Raw genomic sequence first — 24,382 nt, forward strand, 5'->3', positions numbered from 1 at the left:
TCCTGCCCGGCGCGCGGCGTTCGCGCTTTGACGCCGACTGATAATCGTGTATCCGGGACGGATAACTTGGAAGGAAACGGACTGGAGCATGTGCTGGAGTGGTGAGGCGTCGGCAGTATTGGCGACGGTGGGCATCGGCGGAGCGGCTTATTCGGCGTTGAAGCGTAATCCGGAACCGATGGCGTTGTGGGTGTGTCTCCTCTATTTCGCCAGCATGGAGTCTCTGCAGGCCGTCAGCTATTCCGTGCTCGGCCAATGTGAGTCGCCGCTCAACCAGTTGATGACGCTCTTCGGCTACCTGCACATCGCCTTCCAGCCATTTTTCATCAATGCGGTCGCCCTCTACTTCATGCCGAAGGACGCGGCGCGCAAGGTCGCGCCTTGGGTCTTCGCGGCGTGCTTCGCGAGCGCAATCTTCATGATCGTGCAGCTCTACCCATTCGCCTGGGCCGGGCACTGCCAGATCGGCCGCCCCTTGTGCGGCGATGTGCTTTGCACGGTGCGCGGCGAATGGCACATCGCCTGGCATCTGCCAGTCAATGGCATCCTCAACAGCATGACCGACAACGCCTACCTCGGTCGCGGCTTCATTTCCTATCCGTTGACGGCCTTCTTCATGCCGGCCTTGATCGGCAGCTGGCGTTTCACGCTTTTTTCCTGGGTCGCCGGCCCCTGGCTCGCCTCTCAGACGACGAACGACATCACGGAATGGCCGGCCGTCTGGTGCCTCTTCAGCATCGGCCTCGTGCTCGCGATCATCAAGACGCCCTTGCGCGCGCATCTGCATGTCGGCGAGCCTTGGTGGCGAAGGCTCGCCAATTGGTGGGAGGCGCGACGCGCCGAGCCGGCGCTGCCCCAGGGCGCGCGCGAGGCGCCGCCCGCGGAGTGAGAGCCGGAAGTTCTCGGACTTTGCCACGGCAAGAGGTTTCGCGGGCGTCGAAGTGCTCGCCCAGTTGCTGCACGGACGCGGAAGTCGGCCGTCGCTGAGCCGAATTCCGCGTCTTTGTGGGACGGACCGGCCTTATCGTAAATGATTTGTAAACGGACTCGAACGTATAAACTGTTGCGATAAGGCACGGCGAAGGGGTTCCTCCCGTTCCCCTCGCTTACAGCACGTTCACCCTCCACAGATTGTTCTTAGCCGTGGCATTTTTGTCACAGCCCGGGACTTTTTGATTCCAGTTCCGACTATCAACTTGCTTTGACCGTATTCAATGGTAGCTTCGAGACCGGTAAGCACTTGGGTCAAGATTCTCACAACCATCTCCTGAAGAGTAATCTGCGTTGAAGGCGTTCATTGACTAGCATCACGGGGACTTCTTTCTTTGTGGGCGATTCTTGTCTTCAAGCTGGCCCATTGACGGCGGCGGGAAGCCTGAGGCGTCCAAAAATGCAGGCGGGCCATCTCGAAAGCCCGAGGCGAACCGCGAGTCTTCACCGGCCTCGCGAGGCGCTCCGCGGGCTTCATCGAGCAGAGAGAGAGCATTCAACGATGAAGACGATCCGTTACCTTTTCGCGGCCTTGCAGGCGCGGCCATGTCGAAACGACGCGGCAAACGTCATGAGAAAGCTCGCCCTCGCTGCAAGCCTAGCGCTGGGACTCGTCGGCGGATCGGCGTTCGCGGCCGGTGTTCCCAGTCTCAACGCGCCGATCATCGTGCCGCCGCCAGTGTTTAGTTGGACCGGCCTCTATGGCGGCGTCAACATCGGCTATGGCTTCGGCAATAACAATCAGGATCCGGGGGGGTTGGTCTACGAACGGTTCCTTTGCTGCATCGTGCCGGGCTCAGCCTGGTCGATTCCCGATGACCCCCGCGGCGTGCTCGGCGGAGGACAGGCCGGCTACAATCACCAGTTCAATCCTTGGCTCGTCGTCGGCATCGAGGCAGACACGCAGGCGACCGACGTGCATAGCCAGGGAAACGGGATTAACGGAGCGCCCGGAGTGGGCGCGATCGGGACCGGCCCGCATTTCGCCTTCGCCAGTCAAAATAAGAGCGTCGATTGGTTCGGCACGGTGCGCGGACGCATCGGCGTGACGATCCCCAACTTGCCCAATCTGCTGCTTTACGGCACCGGCGGGCTTGCTTATGGCGGCGTGGTCCAAAGCGTAAATGTCTCGGACTTTTTCCCCGAGCTCCCCGGCGTTATCGTGGGCGCCGGCACGAACTACGACAAGACGAAAGTCGGCTGGACGGCCGGCGGGGGCGTCGAGTGGTTCCCGGCCCCTGCGCACTCGCTGTTCCACGCCTTTTCGATCAAGCTCGAATATCTCTACACCGATCTTGGCCCAACGACCCTCTATGGAACGTCGATCCTCGTCCTCACTTCCCCTCCCGGACCGGGACCGACCTTTTTCTATTCCCAAACCTCCCCGACGCGCTGGCATACGGTCCGCATGGGGGTGAACTGGCACTTCAATCCCTTCGCACCCGATCCCGTGATCGCGAAATATTAATCGGCTTTGGCCTGGGCCCCAGCAGCCCTCCAGGCAAAATCCCCAAAAAAGAGACGAGTTGGAGCGAATTCCGCAAATCCGGAATTCGCTCCAACCTTTGATTTGGCGCGTTCCTTATCGCTCAAACGATTCGGTTCGAGCAGGAAACGCGCTAGGCCAAGGTCAGGGCGCGCTCTTCCAGCCGGTCGCGAACGACGTCGAATGTCGATCGGCGATCGACCCAGGGCGACGCGGCGCTGCGGAGGCGCGACGAAACCTTATCGCGGCGTCGATAGTGTTGGAAGACCGGCGCGCAAAGGACTCCGTCGGCCTTCGGCTCGCCGTATTTCCGATAGTAATCGGCGAAATTGGCCGCCTTCTCACCGACGTTCAGGAGCGATTCGCAAGCCAGGTCCTCGGCGTAAACGACATCATGGCATTCGAGCTTGATATGGAAATACTCAAGCTCATCCCATTGTTCCGCAGCATCGACAACAATCGTCGTTCCATTGACCAGACTGCCCGCCCCGATCAGCACGCCGTCGACGTACAAGCAATGCTCCTGGGTCAGATAGAGATCCCGGCTGGGAACATTGGGCGCTATCGCGGAGCGCGCGACACGAACCGGACGAACATCCTCTTGCCAGGGCTTTGTCGCGTCGCTCTTCCTGTAGCGATAATGGCCGACCCATTGGACGGCGCGGGCTCCGCCAAAATGGGTCGGAAGCATGTCTCCTGCCGCAATATCCTCGACATTGCGCTCCCCCTCCAGCGTGCGAATCTTCGTTCCTCGCAGAAAGCAGTTGCAGCCGAAAGCTTGGCCGAACGTCATCGCAGAGGCGCTCTTGCTCGTCAAAGAGCCTGCAGCGATGACGCCGATCGCCAGCAGATTTCTTGTCACAAATCTGCGCCGAGCGTCTGATATTTCCCCAGCGTCCGGGGTTATTCGATTTTCAGTCGCCATAAAGGTCCGCCTCCATCTATTCGCGTATTCGCGCTGTGGCGCGCCAAAACGTGAGATCCACGCCAAGCTGACGCGCGACAGGCCGCAGCAGAGGTTCCGAGCATTTGCGGGACCAAAAGCAAATCAGATAAAAAAACAGTCATTTATGGCCTCGCCAGGGCGCTTCGATATCCAGCGTTCCCAGATTGCAAATGAAATTGCGCCGCAAGAAGAGAGTCGGACGGTCTCCGTCTCTTGGCGTTTACATTGCGAGGACGCCGTTGACGCGAATGAGCGAGGCCGCGCGCCGTCCTGCGCGCCCGGCTTCCTCGAGCCGAGGTGAAGATCGGCGCTCTCGCACGCCCTCCTTCGCGGAACATGTCGCGAATGTGGACGAACGATTGACCGGCTCTCGCCGCCCCGGCGCGGCCAAATTCTGATCGGCTGGAAGAGCCCGATCACCAGAAGGCCCGGCCCCCTTTCCTTAATGACTTATTGCAGCTCGAAACATCGACCGGCGGGCGGCAAAACTGTTGCTCCCCTGCAAAACTGTTGCTCCCCTGCAACACTCCTCGAAAAAACGACACTTTATCGCCAGAAACAACGCCTCTTGCCTTGCAGACTCAGGCTCGGCGCCTTCTAATTTCACCAGCTTCAAGGGCTGGGCGCCTCAGGGCGTCCGCGCGCACCGCCTTCGCAAGAGGCGAGGCGCGTGGCTCCTGAGAGCGCATACACCGCGTTAAGGAGAATTTGCCTCCTTGCGCGGCATTATTGGCCGGAGGCTCGCGACTCCCCTTCGGGGGTGGAAGCGAGAGGCGCCCGCAGGAGCAGGCGGGTTTCTCGAGGCCCATGAAGGACGCGGTTCTTCCGTGTCCTGAACGGGTCGAGTCTCGGTCTTCAAGAGAGCAGAGAAAGAGCACAGAGCATGAAAAAGATCCTCCTTTCCGCGACCGCGCTCAGCTTCGCGCTGACCGCGTCCGCCTTCGCGGCGGACCTTCCGAGCCGCAAGGCTCCCCCGGTCTACGTGCCGCCGCCGCCCATGCTGACCTGGAACGGCTTCTACGCCGGTCTGAACATCGGCGGCGGCTGGAACGCCAACAACCCGCGCAACGAAGGCTCGGCCTATTGGGATCCGAAATACCCCTTCGGCGGCTTGGGCGTCCTGCCGAACGCAGCCACCTCCTCGAACCTGTTCTTCCTGCCTAACGGCAATCAGACGGGCAATGCGGGCGGCGTCATCGGTGGCCTGCAGGTCGGCTATAACTTCCAGTTCAACCCGTCGATCGTGGTCGGCGTCGAGACCGACTTCCAGGGCTCGAGCCTCGGCGGCAATGGCCCGGGTAACTACTCGATCTACCCGTCGCCTTTCGTCAACCCCACCAGCGGCGCGCTCAACGACGTTCTGGTTCCGGTCGCGGCGATCAACGGCGGCCGCCTCGGCCTCGACTACATCGGCACGGTGCGCGGCCGCGCCGGCTGGCTGTTCACGCCCACTCTGCTCGTCTATGGCACGGCGGGCTTCGCTTATGGCGGCGTGAGCGCCTGGGGCCAGAGCAACATCCGCACCGGCTGGACCGCCGGCGGCGGCCTCGAGTGGATGTTCGCCCCCAACTGGTCGGCCAAGGTCGAGTACCTCTATGCCGACCTCAGCAGCGGCGGACAGACTGGCGGCTTCGGCTGGAACTGGGGCTATCACTTCCATCCGCAGGTCAACATCGTCCGCGCCGGTGTGAACTATCACTTCAACTGGGCGGCCCCCGCTCCGGTTCTCGCCAAATACTGAGCGGCTTCAACAGCCTCAAAGCAGAAAGCCCGGCCTCGCGCCGGGCTTTTTGCTTGCAGCAAGCACTCGCCCTGTTGCACGAAGAACACAGTGCTGTTGCAGAAATGGCACACCTGCCAGGAAAATAGACGACGCGGCGTTTTGTGTGTTGAAGTCAAGCGCAATTGCTGTGCATCTTCTTATCGAAAGTCGTCGAAGAATCCACCTCCAAGACGTCCTCGCTTTACCGCCTATTCCACGAAGGAGGCGAATATGAAAAAGGTTGCTTCTATTTCCGCGATCGCGCTGGCGATCGGCATGAGCTCCGCGTTCGCAGCAGATCTCCCCTCCCACAAGGCTCCGGTCTATGTGCCGCCGCCGCCGCCCCCGCTGACCTGGAACGGCTTCTACGCCGGTGTGAACGTCGGCGGCGGATGGAACTCCAACAGTGTGAACCAGGTCTACGCGCCCTATTGGGATCCGCGGTATAGCTTCGCCTCCAATGTCACCCCGACGGGCGCGACGAACCTCTTCTTCCTGCCCGGCAGCTCGAATTTCAACGGAACCTCGGGCGGCGTCGTGGGCGGCGGACAGGTCGGCTACAACTTCCAGTTCAACCCGTCGGTCCTGGTCGGCGTCGAGACCGACTTCCAGGGCTCGAGCATCGGCAACAACAACAAGTCCGAAGCCGCTCCCTTTTACGCTTCGCCTCTCGCCGCCGGCGGCCTCCTGGTCCCGCTCGTGGCGACTGGCGGCGGCCATGCCGGGATCGACTGGATCGGCACGGTGCGCGGCCGCGCGGGCTGGCTCTTCACGCCCTCGCTGCTCGTCTACGGCACGGCCGGCTTCGCCTATGCCGGCGTCTACGCTGGGAACTACAACAACACCCGCACTGGCTGGACCGCCGGCGGCGGCCTCGAATATATGTTCACTTCCAACATCTCTGCGAAGATCGAATATCTCTATGCCGATCTCAGCAGCGGCGGGCAGACCGGCGGATGGGGCTGGAACTACGGCAACCACCGTCATCCGCAGCTCAACATCGTCCGCGCCGGCGTGAACTATCACTTCAACTGGGCGGCCCCCGCTCCGGTTCTCGCCAAATACTGAGCGGCTTCAACAGCCTCAAAGTAGAAAGCCCGGCCTCGCGCCGGGCTTTTTCATTCAATCCAAAGCTCTACAGAAACGGGCGAGCCCGGCTCAGTCCACGGGCGGACCGTCGTCCTGATGAACGGAAAGCGCGCGGCGCAACTTGCCCAAGGCCCGATTCTCGATCTGGCGAACGCGCTCCTTGGATATGCCCAGCGATTCGCCGAGCGCTTCCAACGTCACGACCGAATCGTTCAAGCGCCTTTCGCGAAGAATTCGCAGCTCGCGCTCGTTCAGCACGGCGAGCGCGTCGGTCAGCCAGCGCGCGCGTCGGTCCTGATCCACTCTTTCCTCGACGATCTCGTCCGGGAGAGGCCCGTCGTCGACGAGAAAATCCATTCTCTCTGTCGCATTCGCATCGTCGGAGATCATCTGCGCATTGAGCGATGCGTCGCCGCCGCCCAGGCGCGAATCCATCAGCTCGACGTCCGCGCGGGGAAGCTTCAAGGCGTCGGCGATGCTTTGCAACGGATCGGCGCAGTGAGCCGCTCCGCTGCCCTGCGCAAGCCGCGCGCGCAATCGGCGCAGGTTGAAAAACAAAGCCTTCTGCGCGGAACTCGTCCCGCCGCGCACGATCGACCAGTTTCGCAGCACGTAATCCTGGATTGACGCCCTGATCCACCAAGTGGCGTAGGTGGAGAATCGCACGTCCCGCTCCGGCTCGAAGCGGGCGGCCGCCTCCAAAAGCCCGATATGGCCCTCCTGGACCAGATCAGCCGCGGCGAGCCCATAGTGGCGGAACCGCGCTGCGATCGCGATCACGAGCCGCATATGAGCCGCGGTAAGGCGATGCAGAGCATGCTGATCCTGCCTGTCGCGCCAAGCCAAGGCTAGAATGCGTTCCTCCTCGCGCTCCAAAAAAGGGGCGGACGTGGCGGCCTTGAGGAGCTCGCGGCTGATTCCTGGCATATAAGCCATAGCCATCTCCCTAGCCGAGGCTCACCGCAATATCGCTGCGAGGACGCTCGACGCTTCAACTTCGTATTTTAGCCATTCTGAAAGCCATAACCCCGTCGCTCTCCCTTTGGTTCCGCCTCGGCCAAGAAATTCATTCAGTTACAATCTTGTAATATTCGCCTAAGCTGAGCTGCTGGTCCTTGTCGAGCCCGTTGATAAGTCGGAAATATTCCCCCGGCGGATTGGCGGTGGCCATGCGTCGCGCCATGGTGTCGAGCGAATCGCCTGACTCGGCGACAACGATGGCGAGCCTTGGGCTTCGCAAGGCGGCGACCTCTTCTCCCGAGAGCGGCCGAAAGGACGCAATCGAAGCGTCGAAGCGCTTTTCCGTTTCCTCGGTCAGCGCGTGCATCGCAAAGAGCAATCTGAAATACCGGCCATTGTGCTCGAAGACCGCGACGCGAAAGTTGAATTCGCCGGCCCGGGCGTTCGCCGTGACGGCTTTTAACCCGTTGATTTGCGTGGCCTTGACCGAGGAGCGCAAGAGACCTTGTATCCATCCGCCCGAGGTGAGGTAATTTTTGGCCGAGTCGCCGGGCGGCGCATCGACCCAGTCGAGGTAGAGAACCTCATCGTCGCGATCGCCCACGCCGCGAAGCGAGGCGGCTGAATTTTTGAGCATGAAGCCCTCCGGCGCCTTGAGCGTGAAGCGAAGCCCGCCATGGGTGTAGCGATCGCCTTGGACGAAGCCGGTCGCCGGATCGCCCCCGAAGGCCACGCCATCTATCGCGACGAGATAGCCCGCACGGTCGCGCTCGCCCGAACCGGGAGCGCTGATCGCGCGCGCCGCCGCGACGGCGCGAGCGACCCGTTCCGGCGTGGAAGGATGTTCCGAGAGAATATCCGAAGCATAGGAGGACCGCCTATCGGCGTTGAGCGCAGCGAGCTCCTCCGTCGAGCGGCCAAGCGCGGTGAGGAAGCGCGAGGCGCCATAAGGATCGAATCCCGCGGCGGCGATCACCTTCACGCCCATCGCATCGGCTTCGAATTCTTGGCTCCGCGAGAAGCTGGCGAAGGAGAGGCGCTGCCGGATTCGCGCTTCCTCGCGATTTTGCCCTGCCTTGAGGGCCTCGGCTGCCTTGGTGATCACCTCCGCCTCGCGCTGCCGCTCGTCGCGCAAGGCGCGATGGCGCGCCGTCACATGGGCGATCTCATGCGCCATGACCGCCGCGACTTCCGAAGCGTCATTGGCGAGCGCCAAAAGCCCCCGGGTGACGTAAAGATTGCCGGACGGCAACGCATAGGCGTTGGGAACCGGGGTGTTCAGAATCGTGACCTTATAGGCGGTTTGCCCCGCCCCGCCGCTCGCCGCGGCGAGTCGCTGCAGGATGCGATTGAGATAGGCCTCCGTGACGGGCGCGCGATAGACGCCGCCAAACTGCTCGACAAACTCGTCGACCGGCACCGTCTCCCGACTGGCGCCAGCGACCGGCGGCGCGACGGTGACGTTCGGCTTAAACAACTGTCCTTGTCGTTCCAGCTCCGCGCAAGCCGAAAGCGCCAGCGTGGCGAGAAGGACGAGGAAGGGATCGAGCTTAAGCGCGCCCCGACTCCTGCTTTTGTGGTTTTTCAGCAGAAGCAGCGAAGCCACCCGCGCCGTGAAGAGTTTCAGCAACTTTAACCGCCCCTTGCACCTAGAAACGAGCGAGGGCGAGGGAGAGTGCCGCCGCCAAATCGCTAGCCGCGAAACGTCAATCCTCAAACGCATCGCCAAGGAGCTCGATCTCCGCGGGGCTCGAAATTTCGATCCTCGGTCCGCTATTCGTTTCGATCAGGCCGCGCACGCGAATGCGTCGTCCGAGCAGCGAGCGGGGAGTCCATCCCTGGGCCAAGAATATAGGCAGATTCTTCCTGGAAATCACGACGGTGGCGTCGCGCCCCCGATTTTTCCCGAGATTCAAGTAATAGGCCGTCGTCGTCTCGCCGACCGAAGCGACCCTGCCAGAAAGCGCGGCCATGCCCTTCTTCTGGGCGAGCGCCGCAAACGTCGCTTCCGAAGCCTTGGACTCGTCGATCTCCGGATCGTCGGCCCAGACCCCGATTCTTCGCGCACGGGGGAGGGTCTCCGCCGCGAGATAGGCTTTGGCGCAAGACGCGGCGGCGAGGTCGGGACGATAACGCCCAAGGCCTTCGCCGATCATCACGACGCCCACCGAAACGAGCGGCGCGCCGGGCTCGTCGCTCGAGGCTGCTGACATCTGCACGGGCAGCCGTCCCCAGCGGTCGGGAGCCGCCGCGAGGGGCTCGACGAAGACCTGCGCGCCCTCGAGCCAGGCGATCAGCCGCGTGAGCGCCGCATCGCGTGTGACGCCCTGCGCCGTGGGGAATTCAAGCCCTGCGAGCATCGTGCGGCGGCCGTCGACAAGGTGGAAGTCGAAGTCGTCCGAAATTCTGGCGATCGTCGCGGGCTCCGCCGCAGCGAGCGAGCATGGGCCGGCCTCGGGGGCGTTCGGCGGGCTCTGCGCAAGGGCCGCCCCCGAACCGAGAAAGGCGGAGAACGCGAGGACGCGAAATGCGCCCCGGAGCTTTCTCGGCGCGCTCCGCCGCTTCGTCGAGCCGACTCCCGAGCGCGCCGGAGGATGCTCCAACTTACTCCGGCGGCCTGACCGGGATCTGTTCCGGCGAAAGCGCCGGCGCGAGCCGCACGCCCGTGATCTCGAACTGCGTGCGCCGCCGGCACATGAGCGGCAGCGGGAGGTCGAGCACGAAGAGCTTCTGGTTATATTGCAGCGCAACGGAACTTCCCGGGGGAATATTCTCGAGCTGCTTGCGCGCTTCGGGGTCCGGCACGGAAAAGTCGAAGGTGTTGTCGACCGGCGAGTTTCTCCCCGAGCCGAACGCGCTCGAGCGCGCGAAGTTCGGCTGCGCCAATTGCCCTTCCCAAGTCCAGCAGGCGATACCTTTCTGCGAGAGCTTCGAGATCACGCCGGTGCGCTCGCCCACCGCATAGTTGAAGGAGTCGAGCAGCAGCAGGCCCACCACGAAAATCGTAATAGGAGCGATCAACACAACGAAAATCTTGAGTTTCCAGTTGAGATTCCAGAAACGTTGGAACAGGCCGGTCGCTGTCGAACTCATCATCTCCTCCAAGCCCCTTGGTCGACCGTCGCGCGGCGCGCCGGCCAGAGAGCGCGGCGGGACTCTGCCCGCGAATGCAATTTCGCACAAGCGCAAAAAGATGCGTCCGGCGTCACGGTGAGCGCCTCAAGACCCGCCGTCTGCAGTCCCCACATGCGCCGGAGCACTGCAGCAAAAATTCGGAAAACTGCCTCGGGCGCGGCGCTTCCGCGTGCGGCGCGTCGATGGGATTGGGTCAGCGCATCCTTGCCAGCGCGACGGCGCGCCGCCTATACCCGGCCGCGACGACCACTTCGGATCAGGAGACGCGCGCACATGGCGGATAAGAAGCCCTCGGGGCATGAGCGCCCGGTCTTCACCGACAAAGAGGCGCTGCTCTTCCATTCGCGCGGGCGCCCCGGCAAGCTCGAGATCGTCGCGACGAAGCCGATGGCGACGCAACGCGATCTCTCGCTCGCCTATTCGCCGGGCGTCGCGGCGCCGGTCCTGGCGATCGCCCGCGATCCCTCGACCGCCTATGATTACACGGCCAAGGGCAACATGGTCGCCGTCATTACCAATGGCACGGCGATCCTTGGACTCGGCGATCTCGGCGCGCTCGCCGCCAAGCCTGTCATGGAAGGCAAGGCCGCGCTCTTCAAGCGCTTCGCCGACATTGATTCGATCGATCTCGAGGTCGACACGCGCGACATCGAGGAATTCATCGCCGCCGTCCGCTATCTCGGCCCGTCCTTCGGCGGCATCAATCTGGAGGACATCAAGGCTCCGGAATGTTTCATCATCGAGGAGCGGCTGCGCGAAGTGATGGACATTCCGGTCTTCCACGACGACCAGCACGGCACCGCGATCATCTCGGCGGCGGGACTTCTCAATGCGCTGGCGCTCACCGGACGCGACATCAAGGAGGCGCGCCTCGTCTGCAACGGCGCCGGCGCCGCGGGCCTCGCCTGTCTCGACCTCGCCAAGGCGCTCGGCTTCAACCCCGCCCATGTGACGCTCTGCGATACGAAAGGCGTCGTCTATCGTGGCAGAAGCGAGGGCATGAATCAGTGGAAGAGCGCGCATGCGGTCGAAACCAAGGCGCGCACGCTCGCCGAGGCGCTCGAAGGCGCCGACGTCTTCTACGGCCTTTCGGTCAAGGGCGCGCTGACGCCGGCCATGCTGCGCGGGATGGCCAAAGACCCAATCGTCTTCGCGATGGCCAATCCCGACCCCGAAATTTCGCCCGAGGAGGCGCGCGAAGCGCGTCCCGACGCGATCGTCGCGACCGGGCGCTCGGACTACCCCAACCAGATCAACAACGTCTTGGGCTTTCCCTACATCTTTCGCGGCGCGCTCGACGTGCGCGCCAAGACGATCAACATGGAGATGAAGATCGCCGCGACCAAAGCCCTGGCGCAGCTCGCGCGAGAGGATGTGCCGGACGAGGTCGCCAGCGCCTATCGCGGCGCGCGACCGCGATTTGGCCGCGACTATCTGATTCCCGCGCCATTCGATCCGCGACTCATCTCGGTCGTGCCGCCGGCCGTCGCGAAAGCGGCGATGGATTCGGGCGTCGCGCGCCGGCCGATCGTCGACATGAAGTCCTATCGCGGCGAACTCTCGGCGCGCCGCGATCCCGTCGCCGCGCTGATGCAGACGATCTTCGACCGCGTCCGAAGCGAGCCCAAGCGCGTCGTCTTCGCAGAAGGCGAAGAGGAGCAAGTGATCCGCGCCGCGCTTGCCTTCGTCAATGAAGGCCTGGGGCGCGCCATTCTCGTCGGGCGCGAGAATCGCGTCGTCGAAACCGCCGCCGCCGCCGGCCTCGAGCTCGGCGACAAGCTCGAGATCCACAACGCGAAGCTCTCCTCCCGCAACGCCGATTACGCGCAGTTGCTATACGCCCGTCTGCAACGCAAGGGCTATCTCTTTCGCGACTGTCAGCGGCTCATCAACAACGACCGCAATCATTTCGCCGCCGCGATGGTCGCCAAAGGCGACGCGGATGCGATGGTCACCGGCGTCACGCGCAATTTCTCCAGCGCGCTCGAGGACGTGCGCCGCGTCGTCGATCCGAAAGCCGGCAGACGCCTGATCGGCGCCTCGCTCGTGCTCGCCAACGGTCGCGTCGTCGTCGTCGCCGACACGGCGATCACCGAAATGCCCGAGGCGTCGGACTTGGCCGAAATCGCCATTGAAGCGGCGCGGCTCGCCAAGCGCATCGGCCTCGAACCGCGCGTCGCGATGCTCGCCTTCTCGACCTTCGGCTATCCGCCCGGCGAGCGCACGGCGCGCGTCAATGAGGCCGTGAAGATTCTCGATCAGCGCAAGGTCGACTTCGCTTACGACGGCGAGATGGGCGCCGACATCGCCTTGAACCGCCAGCTCATGGCCGCCTATCCCTTCTGCCGGCTGAAGGACACGGCGAATGTTCTGGTGATGCCGGCCTTTCACTCGGCGGCGATCTCGACCAAGATGCTGCAGGAACTCGGCGGCGCGACCGTGCTCGGGCCGCTCGTCGTCGGGCTGGATAAGCCGATCCAGATCGTGCAGCTCGGCACAACGGCGAGCGAGATCGTCAATATGGCGGCGCTGGCGGCTTTTGGCGTAGGTGGCTGAGAGGGCGTCGGGAGCGCGCGTAACAGAGGGCGATCTGGTAAATGTCTTATTCCCCCCGCCCTCACCCGGAGGAGCCCGCGAAGCGGGCGTCTCGAAGGGTGGGCGAGCCCAGATTTTCGCATGACTCGGAGACCCACATCCTTCGAGCCGGCTCCTGCGGAGCCTCCTCAGAGGCTGTGACTTAATTGCGAGGAGGGTGAGCGGCGTGAGATGTGGGGGGTGGCGTGCTTCTTTTTTATTGCGGCGCGCCACTGCTTTCTGGTTTTTTGCATGCGCTTAGGCGGTCTGCAGCCTCGCTTCGGTCAGGATGTTGGACGCCAGGCTAAACCAGCGCATCAAGGTCTCGATTTTTTCCTTGCCGCGAAGCAACGGGCGGTCGAGACCGAGGTTGCGGAGTTTGGCGTGGACAAGCTCGCAGCGTGAACGGCGTCGATAGGTTCTTTTGCCCTCGTCGCTCGCCATGCGCTCGCGCCACGCGGCCACCGAAGGCGTATCGCCCGGGCGGACGAGATAGGGGTCGCGCCCTGATTTCGACTTGAGCGGCGGACAATAAAAATCTGTGCCGGCCCGCGCCGCCGCATCGATGTCCTCCGCCGCCAGATAACCGCCGTCGACCAGATAGACCTTCGCGCGCCGCCCATAGGTCGTTTCGATCCTTTGCGCCATCGGTTCGGCCAAGCCCCGATCCGACCCGATCGTTTCGCACGAGACACATACGATCACGCCGGTCTCGGGCAAGCTGGTAAACTGCACATTATAAGCAGGGCGAAAGCCGCCATCGGCCATCTTCAGGACCCGAGCCTGCGGATCGGTGGTGGAGGCGCGCGGCTCCTTTTGCCGCTCCGTTTCCTTCTTGTTGGTCTTTTGCCGCTTCTCGCGCAGCTTTTCGGCTTCGCAAAGCGCCGCCAACGCCGCTTCCACCTTCGCCTGCCGCTCGCGCGCGGCCCGTTCGCGCGCAGCCTTTTGGCGCTTGCCCGAAGCGCCGGGATCGTCGTCTTCGTCCTTGGACAGGCGCTCCACCAGCGCCTTGGCCTTCGCCAATTCACTTTCCAGCGTCTTGCGGCGGCGGAAAGAGGCGGCTCCGGCGTTCGCGCGCAAACGCACGCCGTCCTGCGCGATTTCGCCGAGACTGATCACGCCGGCCACCGAAAGGCTGGCCACATGCTCGGCCAGCAGCCGGCCGATCAGATCGCCGCGCTGGCTGCGAAACTCCGACAGAAGCCGATGATTGACGCTCACGCCGCCGCACAGCCAGCGAAAGGCGACGGCGCACTCGCACAATTGCGCCAGCGCCCGCGCGCTGCCGACGCCCCGCGCGGTCGCATAAAGCCACAGCGCCAGCAAAAGATGCAGCGAGGTTTGCGGCATGCCCGGCGCGCCCTCGCGCGATTTCACATCCGCTTCGAGGACGGAAAGATCGACCTTCGCGGCATATGCCCAGATGATCCGCGCCGGATGATCCTCGTCAATCAAGGCGTCGAGGTCGCAAACCTGTAAGCTCACCTGATCGCGCACCGGCTCCCGAAGCCGGGCGCGGCCTGTTGTTTTCGCCGCGCACGCATCAACAACGGGAAGATCATCAAAAAGCTCGCCCACGACTCATGCTCCCTGGAAGGAATCCAGCGAATCACGAGTTGTGGGCGTCAGCAATCGAAAAAGTCACAGCCTCTCAGGATGAGGGCGAAGGCAGTGCCGATTTACCGGGCGACCTGGCCGCCTCGACCAGCGCTTTTGCCGCGTTCAGATGAACGTCGAGAACAAGCCGGTGAGCACGGCGAAGACGAAAGCCGTCGCGGCGACGATCTGATAATTGTCTGTGCCCCACAGGGCCAGGATCGCGCCCATAATGCCGCCTCCGAGCGTGCACAGCACGAGAGTCGGGCGAAGGGTCAGGTTCATTTCCTTGACCAGAGGCGTTTCTTTCCCACTCATGGCGTCTCTCCAGAAGTCGGCCTCCTCGAAATTGCTGCTAATTGCAGGATCGCAGAAATCCACCCTGAGGGGTAGGCGATTCTTTGCCGTTTGACCCGCGATCTCGCCAAAAGCGTCCGGACGTCCGCTGGGCCATCGGCTTGCTCGCCGGAGACGGTCCTTTTATGAAGCCGGGATAAGGCTCAGCCCTGCGTGCTCGGGGGCGCTGGCCGCGGAAGGTCGGGGTTTCGGCCCACGATCCGCGAACGGGGTCGCCACCCCGTCATGACACTGTCACAGGCGCGCGGGGAAAGGAGAGGCGGCGCTCAATCGCCTCGGCTCACGAACCCGGCCGAAGATGAAATTGCTGCGCAGGACAAGGTGCGGCGCCGGCGTTCATAGGATCAAAGGAAAGATTCTCCCACATGCACATAACGATGATCGGTTCGGGCTATGTCGGCCTGGTTTCGGGCGCCTGCTTTGCGGATTTCGGCCATGTCGTAACCTGCGTCGACACGGACGCGGGCAAGATCGATCGCCTGAACCGCGGAGAGATCCCGATCTATGAGCCCGGCCTCGACGAGCTCGTCGCGACCAACGCCCGCCAGGGCCGCCTCTCCTTCACGACCGAGCTGGCGCCGGCCGTCAAAGGGGCCGACGCCGTCTTCATCGGCGTCGGCACCCCGTCCCGGCGCGGCGACGGCCATGCGGACCTTTCTTATGTCTTCGCCGCCGCCAAGACGATCGGCGAGGCTCTGGGCGAAAAATTCACCGTCGTCGTGACGAAATCGACCGTGCCCGTCGGCACCGGCGACGAGGTGGAGCGCATCATCCGCGAGATCAGGCCCGACGCCGACTTCGCTGTCGTCTCCAATCCGGAATTCCTGCGCGAGGGCGCGGCGATCGAGGACTTCAAGCGTCCCGACCGCGTGGTCATCGGAACCGAAGATGCGCGTGCGCGAGAGGTGATGGAGGAAATCTATCGGCCCTTGAGCCTCAATGCGCCGCCGCTCTTTTTTGTCGGTCGTCGCACCTCCGAGCTCACCAAATATGCGGCCAATGCGTTCTTGGCGACGAAGATCACCTTCATCAACGAGATCGCCGATCTTTGCGAGAAGGTGGGCGCGGACGTGCAGGACGTCGCGCGCGGCATCGGGCTCGACAAGCGCATCGGCCCGAAGTTTCTGCACGCGGGGCCTGGCTATGGCGGCTCCTGCTTCCCCAAGGACACGCTGGCTCTCTTGAAAACCGGCCAGGACGAAGGCGCGCCGCTGCGCATCGTCGAGACCGTCGTCGCCGTCAACGACGCGAGGAAGCGCTTGATGGCGCGTAAGATCATGCAGGCGCTGGGCGGCTCCGTGCGCGGCAAGCGCATTGCGCTTTTGGGTCTCGCCTTCAAGCCCAACACCGACGACATGCGCGACGCGCCCTCCATCTCCATCGTCGCCTCGCTCGTGGGCGACGGCGCGAGCGTGCACGCCTATGATCCCGAAAGCATGGAGCAGGCGCGCCCGCTCATGCCTGAAGTGAGCTTCCATGACGACGCCTATGGCGCGATCGAGGGAGCGGACGCGCTGGCGATCGTCACCGAATGGGACGCCTTCCGCGCGCTCGATCTCGACCGCGTCAAGACGCTGATGAAGTCCCCGATCATCGTCGACATGCGCAATGTCTATCGACCCGCGGAAGCGAGGAAGCGCGGCTTCACCTATGTGAGCGTGGGAAGGTCTTAAGTCAGCGGGAGGCGGCTCTCACCGCCTCCCATTGACCCCCTGTTAGGCATGGCTGCGGCGCTCCCTACTTCCGACGCAATGGCCTGACACAGGGCTCACATGAAGACACGTCCCCTCGCGGCCCTGTTGTGCCTTCTCGCGCTCGCTGCTTGCGGGCGCGTCCACGGGGTGTTGACCCCCACCGGCGCGCAGGCGCCGGGGACAAGTCGCGTGGACATGCTGGTGGCCACGACCCGCAGCGACCTAGGGGCCGCCCCGGGCGAAATGTTCACGGGCGAGCGCGGCGAGGGCCTCAGCTTCGCCGACATTGCGATCTCGATCCCGCCGGATAGCGCGCGCCAGATCGGCGACGTGCAGTTCCCGCAATCGCTGCCCGCCGATCCCTTGCGCGACTTCGTGACGCTGAAAGCCGATCGGCTCAGCAAAGGAGCGGCGCTCGCGCAGTTGAACGGGCGTCTCGCGCATACGCCTCGGCGCCAGGTTCTCGTCTTCGTGCACGGTTTCAACAATCGCTTCGAGGACGCGGTCTATCGCTTCGCGCAAATTATTCATGACAGCAATACCGACGCGCTGCCCGTGCTCTTCACCTGGCCTTCACGCGGCAAGCTCCTTCAATATGGCTACGACCACGAAAGCGCGAGCTTCTCGCGCGACGCGCTGGAGCGAGTCCTGCAAGCTCTGGCGCAGGACCCGTCCGTCGGCGAGATTTCGGTGCTTGCGCATTCCATGGGCAATTGGGTCACGATCGAAGCGCTGCGACAGATGGCGATCCGCGACCGAGGCCTGCCCGCAAAGATCAACACTGTGATGCTCGCTGCGCCGGACGTCGATTTCGATGTCTTCCAGCGCCAGATCGCCGAGATCGGTTCGGCCGCCGCCTCGCGCTTCTATATCTTCGTCGCCCGTGACGACGGAGCGCTCGCCGTCTCTAGGCGCGTCTGGGGCGACATGCCGCGGCTCGGCGCCATCAACCCCGAGGCCTCGCCCTATAACGAGCTGCTCGAGCAGGACAAGATCCGGTGGATCGACCTCACCGGCGTCAGCTCGGACGATCCGCTGCGCCACGGGACCTTTGCGTCGGCTCCCGGCGTCGTGCGCGCGATCGGCGTGCGTCTTGCCGGCGGCCAATCGCTGGCTGAGGCTCCCGGAATCGGCGCGAGGGTGGGACAAGCCGCCACCGGCGCGGTCGGCGCCGTCGGCGCGGCGGCCGGCGCCGCAGTCGCAGCCCCCTTCGTTCTTGCCGACCCCGAGTCGCGCGACAATTTCGGCGACAATCTCGGTCGCGCCGGCGCGGGATTGGGTGACGCTCTGGGAGCGGGCGCCTTGACCGGCCGCTAGCTAGCGCTCAGACGCCTCCCCGCGAGACGTCGTCATCCTCGACGCCCATGCCGCTGGCTCCCGCTGCGGCGCCCAGACGCTGTCCCGAAGCTGCGCCCGCGCCGCCGAGACTCGACACTTTCTCGGCGACCGCGGTGACGATGAACTGATTGAGGCTCGAGCCCTGCCCCGCGGCTAGTCGTTCGGCCTGCTCCTTCAGCGGAAGGGGAAGTCGGAGCGCATAGGCGGCGATTTTGGGTTTCATTCTTTGGTCTTCGCTCCTCGGCGCCGCTAGGGAAGCTTTCGCGTGGGACGCGCTCGGCGTCTCATTGGCTGAGCCCGTTCTCATCCGAAAACGCTTCGCGCGTTCTGGCGGCATGTTTAGAAAGGCGCTTCTTTGCCGGCCGCAACATAAGCGTCGGCGTCTTGCGAAAGCAACAGGCGATCCTTGACGAGCTTATTGGCGACCGAACGCAGCGCCGCGACAAAATAGCTGCGCGCGCCATAACGCTCGACGAGCGACTGACGTGGGTCTCCTGAGGCGTCGCGCGCGGCGCGGGTCGATGGAAAAACATATTCGGCCCCGGCCGCGCAACCAGTCCGCTCCCTCGACGCGTTCCAGCCCGTGAAAGTGGCGATGGGCAAGGCCTGATCGGGAAGTCGCAGTCCCGACGTCTCATTGCCGTCGACGTCGATCTTGGGCGCAAGCCGATCATTGGCGGGAGGCGCAGGAAGACCTGGGATTTTCGGCCAAGCCAAGCTTTTCGCGGGCGCGAGCTCGGCTTCGCGCGAGGCAGGCGGCGCCGGGCCGCCGGAAAGATAGTCGTCAAGCGCGACAAGCAGCGCCCGCCGCGCAGGCTCGCTCGTGCGGCGATTGACCGGCGCGGCGCATGGCTCTTCGCCCGAAGGCCCGAGCACCGCGCCGGCGAGAAAGAAATGGCGCCGGCGCGGCCCTGCGAGCGACGGCTCGTGACGCGGCGCGGCGCGCCAAAAGGCGTCGGAACCGTAAAGCTCGACGACGAAGGGTCCGTCTGCGCCGAAGGCCGGCGCGGCCGCGTCCTCGAGAAGCAGCGCGTCGAAAAGCTTTTCCTGCGCGGCGTCCGAGAACGCCTCGACGGCTGCGCCGCGCGCGACGCCGATCCTCTTCCCCTGCCCCGCCCCTTTGAGCGCCTTGCGCAAGGCGTCCGGCTGCGGCTCAGGCCCTAGAAAAAGCACGCTCATGTTGCGCGCGCGCGCAATCTCCAAGAGGTCGCGGCGATCGACTTGCAATGACGCCGGCTCGTCCTCTGCGAGGATCAGCAGCGTCCGCGCGCGCTTCAGGGGTCGCCAGAAAACGAAGCGCGACGGGCCCTCTCCAACAAGCGCGCGCGCGTAACCGTCGGGCAGCGGCGGCGGCGGCGGGCCGTATGGCGCCTGCGTCTGCGCCGAGCTCCGGCAGGAGACAGCCAAGGCGAGCGCCGCGACGCAAAGGCTGGCGCGCCTCACAGTTCCGCCAGAAAATGCGCGAAGGCCATCGAGCCCTCGGGCCAGGGGCCGTGGCCGCTCGCGACATTAATGTGACCCGAGGCGCCGGCGTCGAGATATTTCGCCCCGATCGCTTCCGCCAGCTCGCGCGCGAAACCCGGATCGGCGAAGGGGTCGTCCTCGCTGCCGACGAGCGCGGCTTTGAAAGGGAGCCGTTGACGCGGGTAAGGCAGAAAGTTTTCGTCTATTTGCGGCGTTTCGCGTATCGCGCGGTCGGAAGGCGGCGCAACGAGAAAAGCGCCGCCGATCTTTTCGCCGACGCGCCCCGCCGCGTGGAGCGTCGCAAGCACCCCCAGCGAATGGGCGACGATCACGACAGGACGCGCGCATTCCTCAACGGCCCGCTCGATCGCGGGGCGCCATTCGGCGAGGACCGGCCGGCTGAAGTCGCGCTGCTCGATCCGGCGCGCGCTCGAGAGCTTCTGCTGCCAACGGCTCTGCCAATGATCGGGCGGAGAATCGTCCCATCCCGGAACGATCAGAATATCGGCCTCGGAAGCGCGCATGAGGGACCCCGTTTAGGTCGAGATGAGGATTCTGCTTTAGCGCAAAGCGCGAGGCAAGCGTCGATTTAACGCAAGCTTTTGCGCGAGGCTTCGTGGAGGACTAAAAGCGGCGTCGGCGTCAGTGTCGGGACCACAGCAATGAAGGGGACGCAAGATCAAGCGAATCTCGCTTCAGAGCCGCGCGTCTTCCGCTTCGCGCCCTCGCCGAACGGATTCCTGCATCTTGGCCATGCCTATTCGGCGCTGTTGAATTTCGAGCTCGCGCGCACGTGTGGCGGACGCTTCCTCCTGCGCACCGAGGACATCGATCTGGCGCGTGCAAGGCCGGATTACGAAGCCGCGATTTATGAAGACCTCGCTTGGCTCGGGCTCGACTGGGAGCGGCCCGTGCGCCGCCAATCCGAGCATTTCGCCGATTACGCCGCGGCGCTGGAGCGGCTCGACGCGATGGGTCTCGTCTACCCTTGCGCCTGCACGCGAAGCGAGATCGCGAAAGCCGCCGGACCCGATCCGCTGCGCGATCCGGACGGCGCGCCGCTCTATCCCGGGACTTGCCGCGGCAATAGGCGCGAAAGCTTGCGCGAGATCCTAAAGGCCGGCGGCGTCGCGCTGCGGCTCGACATGGCGAAGGCGATGAACGTCCTGGGCGCCGAGGCGGGGGCGCTTTCCTGGCGCGAGCACCGGCGCGGCGATATCCCAGCGCATCCCGAGCGCTGGGGAGACGTCGTGCTCGCCCGCAAGGACACGCCGACGAGCTATCATCTCGCGGTCGTCGTGGATGATGCGCTGCAGGGCGTGACCAACGTCGTGCGCGGCGCGGATCTGCTGCCCGCGACGGGGCTGCATCGCCTGTTGCAAGGCCTGCTCGGCCTGCCCGCGCCGAGCTATCGGCATCACGCCCTTCTGCTTTGCGCTGAAGGCGAAAAACTCTCGAAGAGCAAGAGCAGCAAGACGCTGCGCGACTTGCGCGCAGAAGGGATGAGCGCCGCGGCCGTGCGGGAGGCGGCAAGGCCAGCGCGCGACGTCCGCCGATCCACCACAGAGGGAAGCGGCTAGACGTGATCTAACGCCGCTGCGACGCCACACCAACCCAGCCCCCGAGCGTCAACCAAAAGAAGCCGAGGAAGAGGAGGGACAACGCCCCGAAGGTCAGGGTCATTCTAGCCTGTCCCTCGCCAAGCAACCATGAGCGCCTAAAGTGTTCTGAATGGCCGTGATCAAAGGAGTCTGGGGCTCCTCGCCGAGCACAGCCACCAACTTGGCGTTGTCGAGCTTCACCGGGTGACGCCACAGATAGCGCATCTCCCAAAGCTCGCTCAGGAACGGAACGAAGGGCGCCGCCATGCCGACCAACCACCAAGGAAATTGGCGTGCCGGCAGCCGCGGATTGTCAGTGACCTGACGCACGGCCTCCACCAACTCGGCGCCGGTAACCCAGTGCCCGCCAAAATGCAGCACCGCAGTCGTGGGCAGCTCGGTTTCGATTTCAGCCAGGCGGGCAGTGGTTTCAGCCAAGTCGGGCAAATAGGCCCAGGCATGACCAACCTCGAGTGGACCGGGGTAAACGACGCGGGTCGGTGGCTTTCCAGCCGGCGCGATAACTTTGGCAAGCCAGCTGTTCACGGCCGACGGCCCAAAGAAGTCGCCGGCCCGCACGACGAGCGAGCGCACGCCGCGTTGCCCGGCCTCGTGCAACATCGTCTCCATCTCTACGCGCACCGCGCCTTTGCGAGTCGTCGGGCGCTGCGGCGCCGTTTCCGCGACGAACGGCCAAGCGTCGGGACCGAAATTATAGATGTTGCCGGGGAAAATCAGCCGCGCGCCGCTGGCCTCCGCGGCCGCCACGGCATTGGCGAGCATGGGTAAGGCCAGGCCCCGCCAGTTGCGGTAGAGTGGCGGGTTGGCGGCATGGAAGATGATGTCGGCGTCGCCCGCAGCGGCGACCACGGCGGCACGATCCATGGCGTCGCCGCCGATCCAGTCGAAGCCTGGTTCACGCTCGGCGGCGGCGGAAGGGTTGCGGGCCAGCGCTCGCACCTGCCAGCCGCGCGCCCGAAGCGCCCGCGCCACATCGCTCCCCACTGCCCCTGTCGCCCCGATCATCAGGGCTAAACGCCGTGCCTCCGCCATCGCCACACCTCACCCTTTGCAACACGCTGACTTCAGACAAAATCGCCAGCGCTCACGTAACGATGCCGAGCTTTTAGCCATGCGAAAACTATGAAAAATCGTTTGGTCATCATACAATTTCGCATGACCAAGCCGGACTGGAACCTCTATCGGTCCTTCCTTGGCGTGATGCGCGCAGGCAGCCTCGGCCAAGCGGCAAAGCGCCTCGGTCTGACGCAACCGACCGTTGGCCGCCATATCGAGACGCTTGAGCAGACGCTGGGTATAGCCCTGTTCACCCGTTCGCCAAGCGGGCTCGCCCCGACTTCAGCGGCGCGGGATTTGTTTCATCATGCGGAGAGCATCGAAGCGGCGGCCGAAGCGCTCGTGCGCGCGGCTTCCGGCGAACGGGCCGAGGAGCAAGGCACAGTGCGCGTGACCGCCAGCGAGGTCATGGGAGCCGAGGCGCTGCCATCGATGTTGGCGTCGTTCCGCGAACGCTGGCCGCGCATCGACATCGAGCTGGCGCTCAGCAATCGCACCCACGATCTGCTGCGGCGCGAGGCCGACATTGCGGTCCGCCACGTCAGGCCAGCCCAGGAGAACCTGGTCAGCCGACGCATTGGGACCATCGCCATTGGCCTTTACGCTCACCGCCGTTACGTTCAGTCGCACGGCCTACCCAGGACTCTCGAGGAAGCCTATGAGCATACGCTAATCGGTTGGGACCACGACCCGCAAGCAACCCATTTGGCCGCATCCGTGCCGGGCCTTGACCGCGATCGCTTCGCCTTGCGTAGCGACAGTCATTTGGCGCAGCTCGCCATGGTGCGGGCCGGTCTGGGCATTGGCGCCTGTCAGGTTCCGATCGCCAATCGCGAAGCTGAGTTGACCCCGGTCCTCGCCGACGTCATCCGCTTTGATCTGGACCTATGGCTCGCCATGCACCAGGACCTGCGCGCCAGCCGGCGAGTGCGCCTGCTGTTCGACCATTTGGCCGTCACCCTATCAGGATGGATCAGGCAGGCTCACAGCGCCAATGTCTCTTTGTAGCGAGAGAGAGATTGCGTGAGGTGGAGGCCCGCCTGCTGAGCGTATTTCTGCCGATCAGCTCCGATAGTCGCCGTTGATCGCGACATATTCCTTGGTGAGGTCGCAAGTCCACACGGTGGCGGCGCCAGGACCGATGCCGAGATCGACAGCGAGCTTGATCTCGTCGCGCTTCATGATTTCTGAGACAGCGGCCTCATCGTAGGAAGGATCGCGTTGGCCCTTGTAGGCGACGCGCGTGTCGCCGAACCAGATCGCGAGCTTATCACGATCGGCCTCCTCGCCGGACTTGCCGACCGCCATCACGACGCGTCCCCAATTGGCGTCCTCGCCGGCGATCGCGGTTTTGACCAGCGGCGAGTTCGCGATTGAGAGCGCGATGCGTTTCGCCGCCCGCGCATTGACCGCGCCCGAAACGCGCACCTCGACGAATTTGCGCGCGCCCTCCCCGTCCTTGACCACCTGATGCGCGAGCTCGAGCAGCAGCGAGTCGAGCGCTGCGGCGAAGCCGTCGAGGCGCGCATCGGAGGCTTTGTCGATCTGCGGCGCGCCGCGCGCGGCGGCGGCGCCCGTCGCAAAGAGAAGCAGCGTGTCGGAGGTCGAGGTGTCGCTGTCGACGGTGATCGCGTTGAAGCTGTCGCGCACCGAGCGGGAAAGCAATACCTGCAGAGCCTCGGCGCCGATCGGCGCATCGGTGAAGACGAAAGCGAGCATCGTCGCCATGTCGGGAGCGATCATGCCGGCGCCCTTGGAGAAGCCGGCGATGCGCACCTCGACGCCGCCGATCTCCGCCGAGCGCGTCGCGAGCTTGGGAAAGGTGTCGGTCGTCATGATCGCCCGCGCCGCGTCATGCCAAGCGTCGGGGCTCGCCGTCTTGACGAGCTTCGGCAGCACGCGCTCGAATTTCGTGGCGTCGAGCGGCTCGCCGATCACGCCGGTCGAGGCGAGAAAAATCTGCCGCTCCGAAGCCTGCGCCGCCTTGGCGACGAGCTCCGCGGAGAGCTTCACCGCATCACGGCCCAACCGACCGGTGAATGCGTTCGCATTGCCCGAGTTGACCAGAAGCGCGCGCGCCTTTCCGGCGGAAAGCCGGGCGCGACACCAGTCAACCGGCGCCGAGGGACATTTGGAGCGTGTGAACACGCCGGCGACGCGCGTTCCCTCGTCAAACAGCGCGAGCATCACATCGACGCGCCGGCTGTAACGCACGCCGGCCATGCCGGCGGCGAAGCGTACGCCGTCGATCGGCGGGATTTCGGGAAGCGTTGCGGGCGCGAATTTTGAGACGGGACCGGCTTTCGCCATGAA

Annotated in this window: 21 protein-coding genes; 9 read left to right on the top strand and 12 right to left on the bottom strand. The window is 64.3% G+C overall.

The annotated features are described in order from the left end of the window. Positions 1–88: 88 nt before the first annotated feature. Positions 89–889, top strand: coding sequence for a DUF5765 domain-containing protein (locus QMG80_RS15820; protein ID WP_085770059.1), 801 nt, complete (start codon positions 89–91; stop codon positions 887–889). Positions 890–1,561: 672 nt separating this feature from the next. Next, positions 1,562–2,458 carry an outer membrane protein gene (locus QMG80_RS15825; protein WP_158658544.1) on the top strand — a complete coding sequence of 299 codons (897 nt, stop codon included), beginning with the start codon at positions 1,562–1,564 and terminating at the stop codon, positions 2,456–2,458. Positions 2,459–2,609: 151 nt separating this feature from the next. Here the strand turns inward: QMG80_RS15825 and QMG80_RS15830 are convergent, their stop codons facing one another. Beyond that, positions 2,610–3,338, bottom strand: a complete 729-nt coding sequence (locus tag QMG80_RS15830) for a Hint domain-containing protein (RefSeq protein ID WP_158658545.1) — start codon at positions 3,336–3,338, stop codon at positions 2,610–2,612. Between the two features lie 967 nt (positions 3,339–4,305). Between QMG80_RS15830 and QMG80_RS15835 the strand changes: the two genes are divergently transcribed. Both QMG80_RS15835 and QMG80_RS15840 read left to right on the top strand, forming a co-directional pair. After that, positions 4,306–5,163: an outer membrane protein gene (locus QMG80_RS15835; RefSeq protein WP_085770062.1), complete on the top strand. Its 858-nt coding sequence runs from the start codon at positions 4,306–4,308 to the stop codon at positions 5,161–5,163. Between the two features lie 252 nt (positions 5,164–5,415). Then, complete coding sequence (locus tag QMG80_RS15840; RefSeq protein ID WP_085770063.1) at positions 5,416–6,252, top strand: outer membrane protein; 837 nt, start codon at positions 5,416–5,418, stop codon at positions 6,250–6,252. 90 nt (positions 6,253–6,342) lie between these two features. Here QMG80_RS15840 and QMG80_RS15845 read toward each other — a convergent pair whose 3' ends face one another. The 4 genes from QMG80_RS15845 to QMG80_RS15860 form a co-directional block, all read right to left on the bottom strand. Further along, positions 6,343–7,209 (bottom strand): RNA polymerase factor sigma-32, encoded by an 867-nt coding sequence (locus QMG80_RS15845; protein ID WP_085770064.1) that lies wholly within the window; start codon positions 7,207–7,209, stop codon positions 6,343–6,345. Between the two features lie 130 nt (positions 7,210–7,339). Next, the gene (locus QMG80_RS15850) at positions 7,340–8,863 is read right to left on the bottom strand and encodes a M48 family metalloprotease (RefSeq protein ID WP_245300024.1); all 1,524 of its coding nucleotides are present in this window, start codon (positions 8,861–8,863) and stop codon (positions 7,340–7,342) included. Between the two features lie 76 nt (positions 8,864–8,939). Continuing rightward, a complete protein-coding gene (locus QMG80_RS15855; protein ID WP_085770066.1) occupies positions 8,940–9,836 on the bottom strand; it encodes a thermonuclease family protein in 897 nt (298 codons plus the stop codon). A 1-nt stretch (position 9,837) separates the two neighbouring features. Continuing rightward, positions 9,838–10,326 carry a hypothetical protein gene (locus QMG80_RS15860; protein WP_085770067.1) on the bottom strand — a complete coding sequence of 163 codons (489 nt, stop codon included), beginning with the start codon at positions 10,324–10,326 and terminating at the stop codon, positions 9,838–9,840. 315 nt (positions 10,327–10,641) lie between these two features. On the opposite strand from QMG80_RS15860, the gene QMG80_RS15865 reads away from it, so the two are divergent. Beyond that, positions 10,642–12,924 carry an NADP-dependent malic enzyme gene (locus QMG80_RS15865; RefSeq protein WP_085770068.1) on the top strand — a complete coding sequence of 761 codons (2,283 nt, stop codon included), beginning with the start codon at positions 10,642–10,644 and terminating at the stop codon, positions 12,922–12,924. A 276-nt stretch (positions 12,925–13,200) separates the two neighbouring features. Here QMG80_RS15865 and QMG80_RS15870 read toward each other — a convergent pair whose 3' ends face one another. Next, entirely contained in the window at positions 13,201–14,520 is a 1,320-nt protein-coding gene (locus tag QMG80_RS15870; RefSeq protein ID WP_085770069.1) for a transposase, read from the bottom strand. A 144-nt stretch (positions 14,521–14,664) separates the two neighbouring features. Further along, positions 14,665–14,856 (bottom strand): hypothetical protein, encoded by a 192-nt coding sequence (locus QMG80_RS15875; protein WP_085770070.1) that lies wholly within the window; start codon positions 14,854–14,856, stop codon positions 14,665–14,667. A gap of 404 nt (positions 14,857–15,260) precedes the next feature. On the opposite strand from QMG80_RS15875, the gene QMG80_RS15880 reads away from it, so the two are divergent. Both QMG80_RS15880 and QMG80_RS15885 read left to right on the top strand, forming a co-directional pair. Next, on the top strand, positions 15,261–16,568 hold the full coding sequence (locus tag QMG80_RS15880; protein ID WP_085770071.1) for a UDP-glucose dehydrogenase family protein: 1,308 nt from the start codon (positions 15,261–15,263) through the stop codon (positions 16,566–16,568). Positions 16,569–16,667: 99 nt separating this feature from the next. Next, positions 16,668–17,906, top strand: a complete 1,239-nt coding sequence (locus QMG80_RS15885) for an alpha/beta hydrolase (protein ID WP_085770072.1) — start codon at positions 16,668–16,670, stop codon at positions 17,904–17,906. Between the two features lie 7 nt (positions 17,907–17,913). Here the strand turns inward: QMG80_RS15885 and QMG80_RS15890 are convergent, their stop codons facing one another. From QMG80_RS15890 to QMG80_RS15900, 3 genes are all read right to left on the bottom strand, one after another. Next, the gene (locus QMG80_RS15890; protein WP_158658546.1) at positions 17,914–18,150 is read right to left on the bottom strand and encodes a YlcI/YnfO family protein; all 237 of its coding nucleotides are present in this window, start codon (positions 18,148–18,150) and stop codon (positions 17,914–17,916) included. A 116-nt stretch (positions 18,151–18,266) separates the two neighbouring features. Then, the gene (locus QMG80_RS15895) at positions 18,267–19,370 is read right to left on the bottom strand and encodes an alpha/beta hydrolase domain-containing protein (RefSeq protein WP_085770074.1); all 1,104 of its coding nucleotides are present in this window, start codon (positions 19,368–19,370) and stop codon (positions 18,267–18,269) included. Beyond that, a complete protein-coding gene (locus QMG80_RS15900) occupies positions 19,367–19,915 on the bottom strand; it encodes an RBBP9/YdeN family alpha/beta hydrolase (protein ID WP_085770075.1) in 549 nt (182 codons plus the stop codon). The genes QMG80_RS15895 and QMG80_RS15900 overlap by 4 nt, the downstream gene beginning before the upstream one ends. Before the next feature lie 138 nt (positions 19,916–20,053). Here QMG80_RS15900 and gluQRS point away from each other — a divergent pair, with 138 nt between their 5' ends. After that, positions 20,054–20,971 (top strand): tRNA glutamyl-Q(34) synthetase GluQRS, encoded by a 918-nt coding sequence (gene gluQRS / locus QMG80_RS15905; RefSeq protein WP_085770076.1) that lies wholly within the window; start codon positions 20,054–20,056, stop codon positions 20,969–20,971. A 99-nt stretch (positions 20,972–21,070) separates the two neighbouring features. Here gluQRS and QMG80_RS15910 read toward each other — a convergent pair whose 3' ends face one another. Then, a complete protein-coding gene (locus QMG80_RS15910) occupies positions 21,071–22,018 on the bottom strand; it encodes an NAD-dependent epimerase/dehydratase family protein (protein ID WP_245300025.1) in 948 nt (315 codons plus the stop codon). Between the two features lie 150 nt (positions 22,019–22,168). Here QMG80_RS15910 and QMG80_RS15915 point away from each other — a divergent pair, with 150 nt between their 5' ends. After that, positions 22,169–23,077, top strand: a complete 909-nt coding sequence (locus QMG80_RS15915) for a LysR family transcriptional regulator (protein ID WP_085773429.1) — start codon at positions 22,169–22,171, stop codon at positions 23,075–23,077. A 54-nt stretch (positions 23,078–23,131) separates the two neighbouring features. Here QMG80_RS15915 and argJ read toward each other — a convergent pair whose 3' ends face one another. Then, complete coding sequence (gene argJ / locus QMG80_RS15920; protein WP_085770078.1) at positions 23,132–24,379, bottom strand: bifunctional glutamate N-acetyltransferase/amino-acid acetyltransferase ArgJ; 1,248 nt, start codon at positions 24,377–24,379, stop codon at positions 23,132–23,134. Positions 24,380–24,382: the final 3 nt, after the last annotated feature.

Source organism: Methylocystis bryophila (assembly GCF_027925445.1).
Taxonomy (GTDB): Bacteria; Pseudomonadota; Alphaproteobacteria; order Rhizobiales; family Beijerinckiaceae; genus Methylocystis; species Methylocystis bryophila.

Bases quoted from the DNA above. Each gene is read 5' to 3' on its own strand.
- QMG80_RS15900 (WP_085770075.1), bottom strand. From the start codon at position 19,915: ATGCGCGCTTCCGAGGCCGATATTCTGATCGTTCCGGGATGGGACGAT.
- QMG80_RS15860 (WP_085770067.1), bottom strand. From the start codon at position 10,326: ATGAGTTCGACAGCGACCGGCCTGTTCCAACGTTTCTGGAATCTCAAC.
- QMG80_RS15880 (WP_085770071.1), top strand. From the start codon at position 15,261: ATGCACATAACGATGATCGGTTCGGGCTATGTCGGCCTGGTTTCGGGC.
- QMG80_RS15845 (WP_085770064.1), bottom strand. From the start codon at position 7,209: ATGGCTTATATGCCAGGAATCAGCCGCGAGCTCCTCAAGGCCGCCACG.
- QMG80_RS15890 (WP_158658546.1), bottom strand. From the start codon at position 18,150: ATGAAACCCAAAATCGCCGCCTATGCGCTCCGACTTCCCCTTCCGCTG.
- QMG80_RS15915 (WP_085773429.1), top strand. From the start codon at position 22,169: ATGACCAAGCCGGACTGGAACCTCTATCGGTCCTTCCTTGGCGTGATG.
- QMG80_RS15835 (WP_085770062.1), top strand. From the start codon at position 4,306: ATGAAAAAGATCCTCCTTTCCGCGACCGCGCTCAGCTTCGCGCTGACC.
- QMG80_RS15865 (WP_085770068.1), top strand. From the start codon at position 10,642: ATGGCGGATAAGAAGCCCTCGGGGCATGAGCGCCCGGTCTTCACCGAC.
- gluQRS (WP_085770076.1), top strand. From the start codon at position 20,054: ATGAAGGGGACGCAAGATCAAGCGAATCTCGCTTCAGAGCCGCGCGTC.
- QMG80_RS15885 (WP_085770072.1), top strand. From the start codon at position 16,668: ATGAAGACACGTCCCCTCGCGGCCCTGTTGTGCCTTCTCGCGCTCGCT.
- QMG80_RS15820 (WP_085770059.1), top strand. From the start codon at position 89: ATGTGCTGGAGTGGTGAGGCGTCGGCAGTATTGGCGACGGTGGGCATC.
- QMG80_RS15875 (WP_085770070.1), bottom strand. From the start codon at position 14,856: ATGAGTGGGAAAGAAACGCCTCTGGTCAAGGAAATGAACCTGACCCTT.
- QMG80_RS15825 (WP_158658544.1), top strand. From the start codon at position 1,562: ATGAGAAAGCTCGCCCTCGCTGCAAGCCTAGCGCTGGGACTCGTCGGC.
- QMG80_RS15910 (WP_245300025.1), bottom strand. From the start codon at position 22,018: ATGATCGGGGCGACAGGGGCAGTGGGGAGCGATGTGGCGCGGGCGCTT.
- argJ (WP_085770078.1), bottom strand. From the start codon at position 24,379: ATGGCGAAAGCCGGTCCCGTCTCAAAATTCGCGCCCGCAACGCTTCCC.
- QMG80_RS15840 (WP_085770063.1), top strand. From the start codon at position 5,416: ATGAAAAAGGTTGCTTCTATTTCCGCGATCGCGCTGGCGATCGGCATG.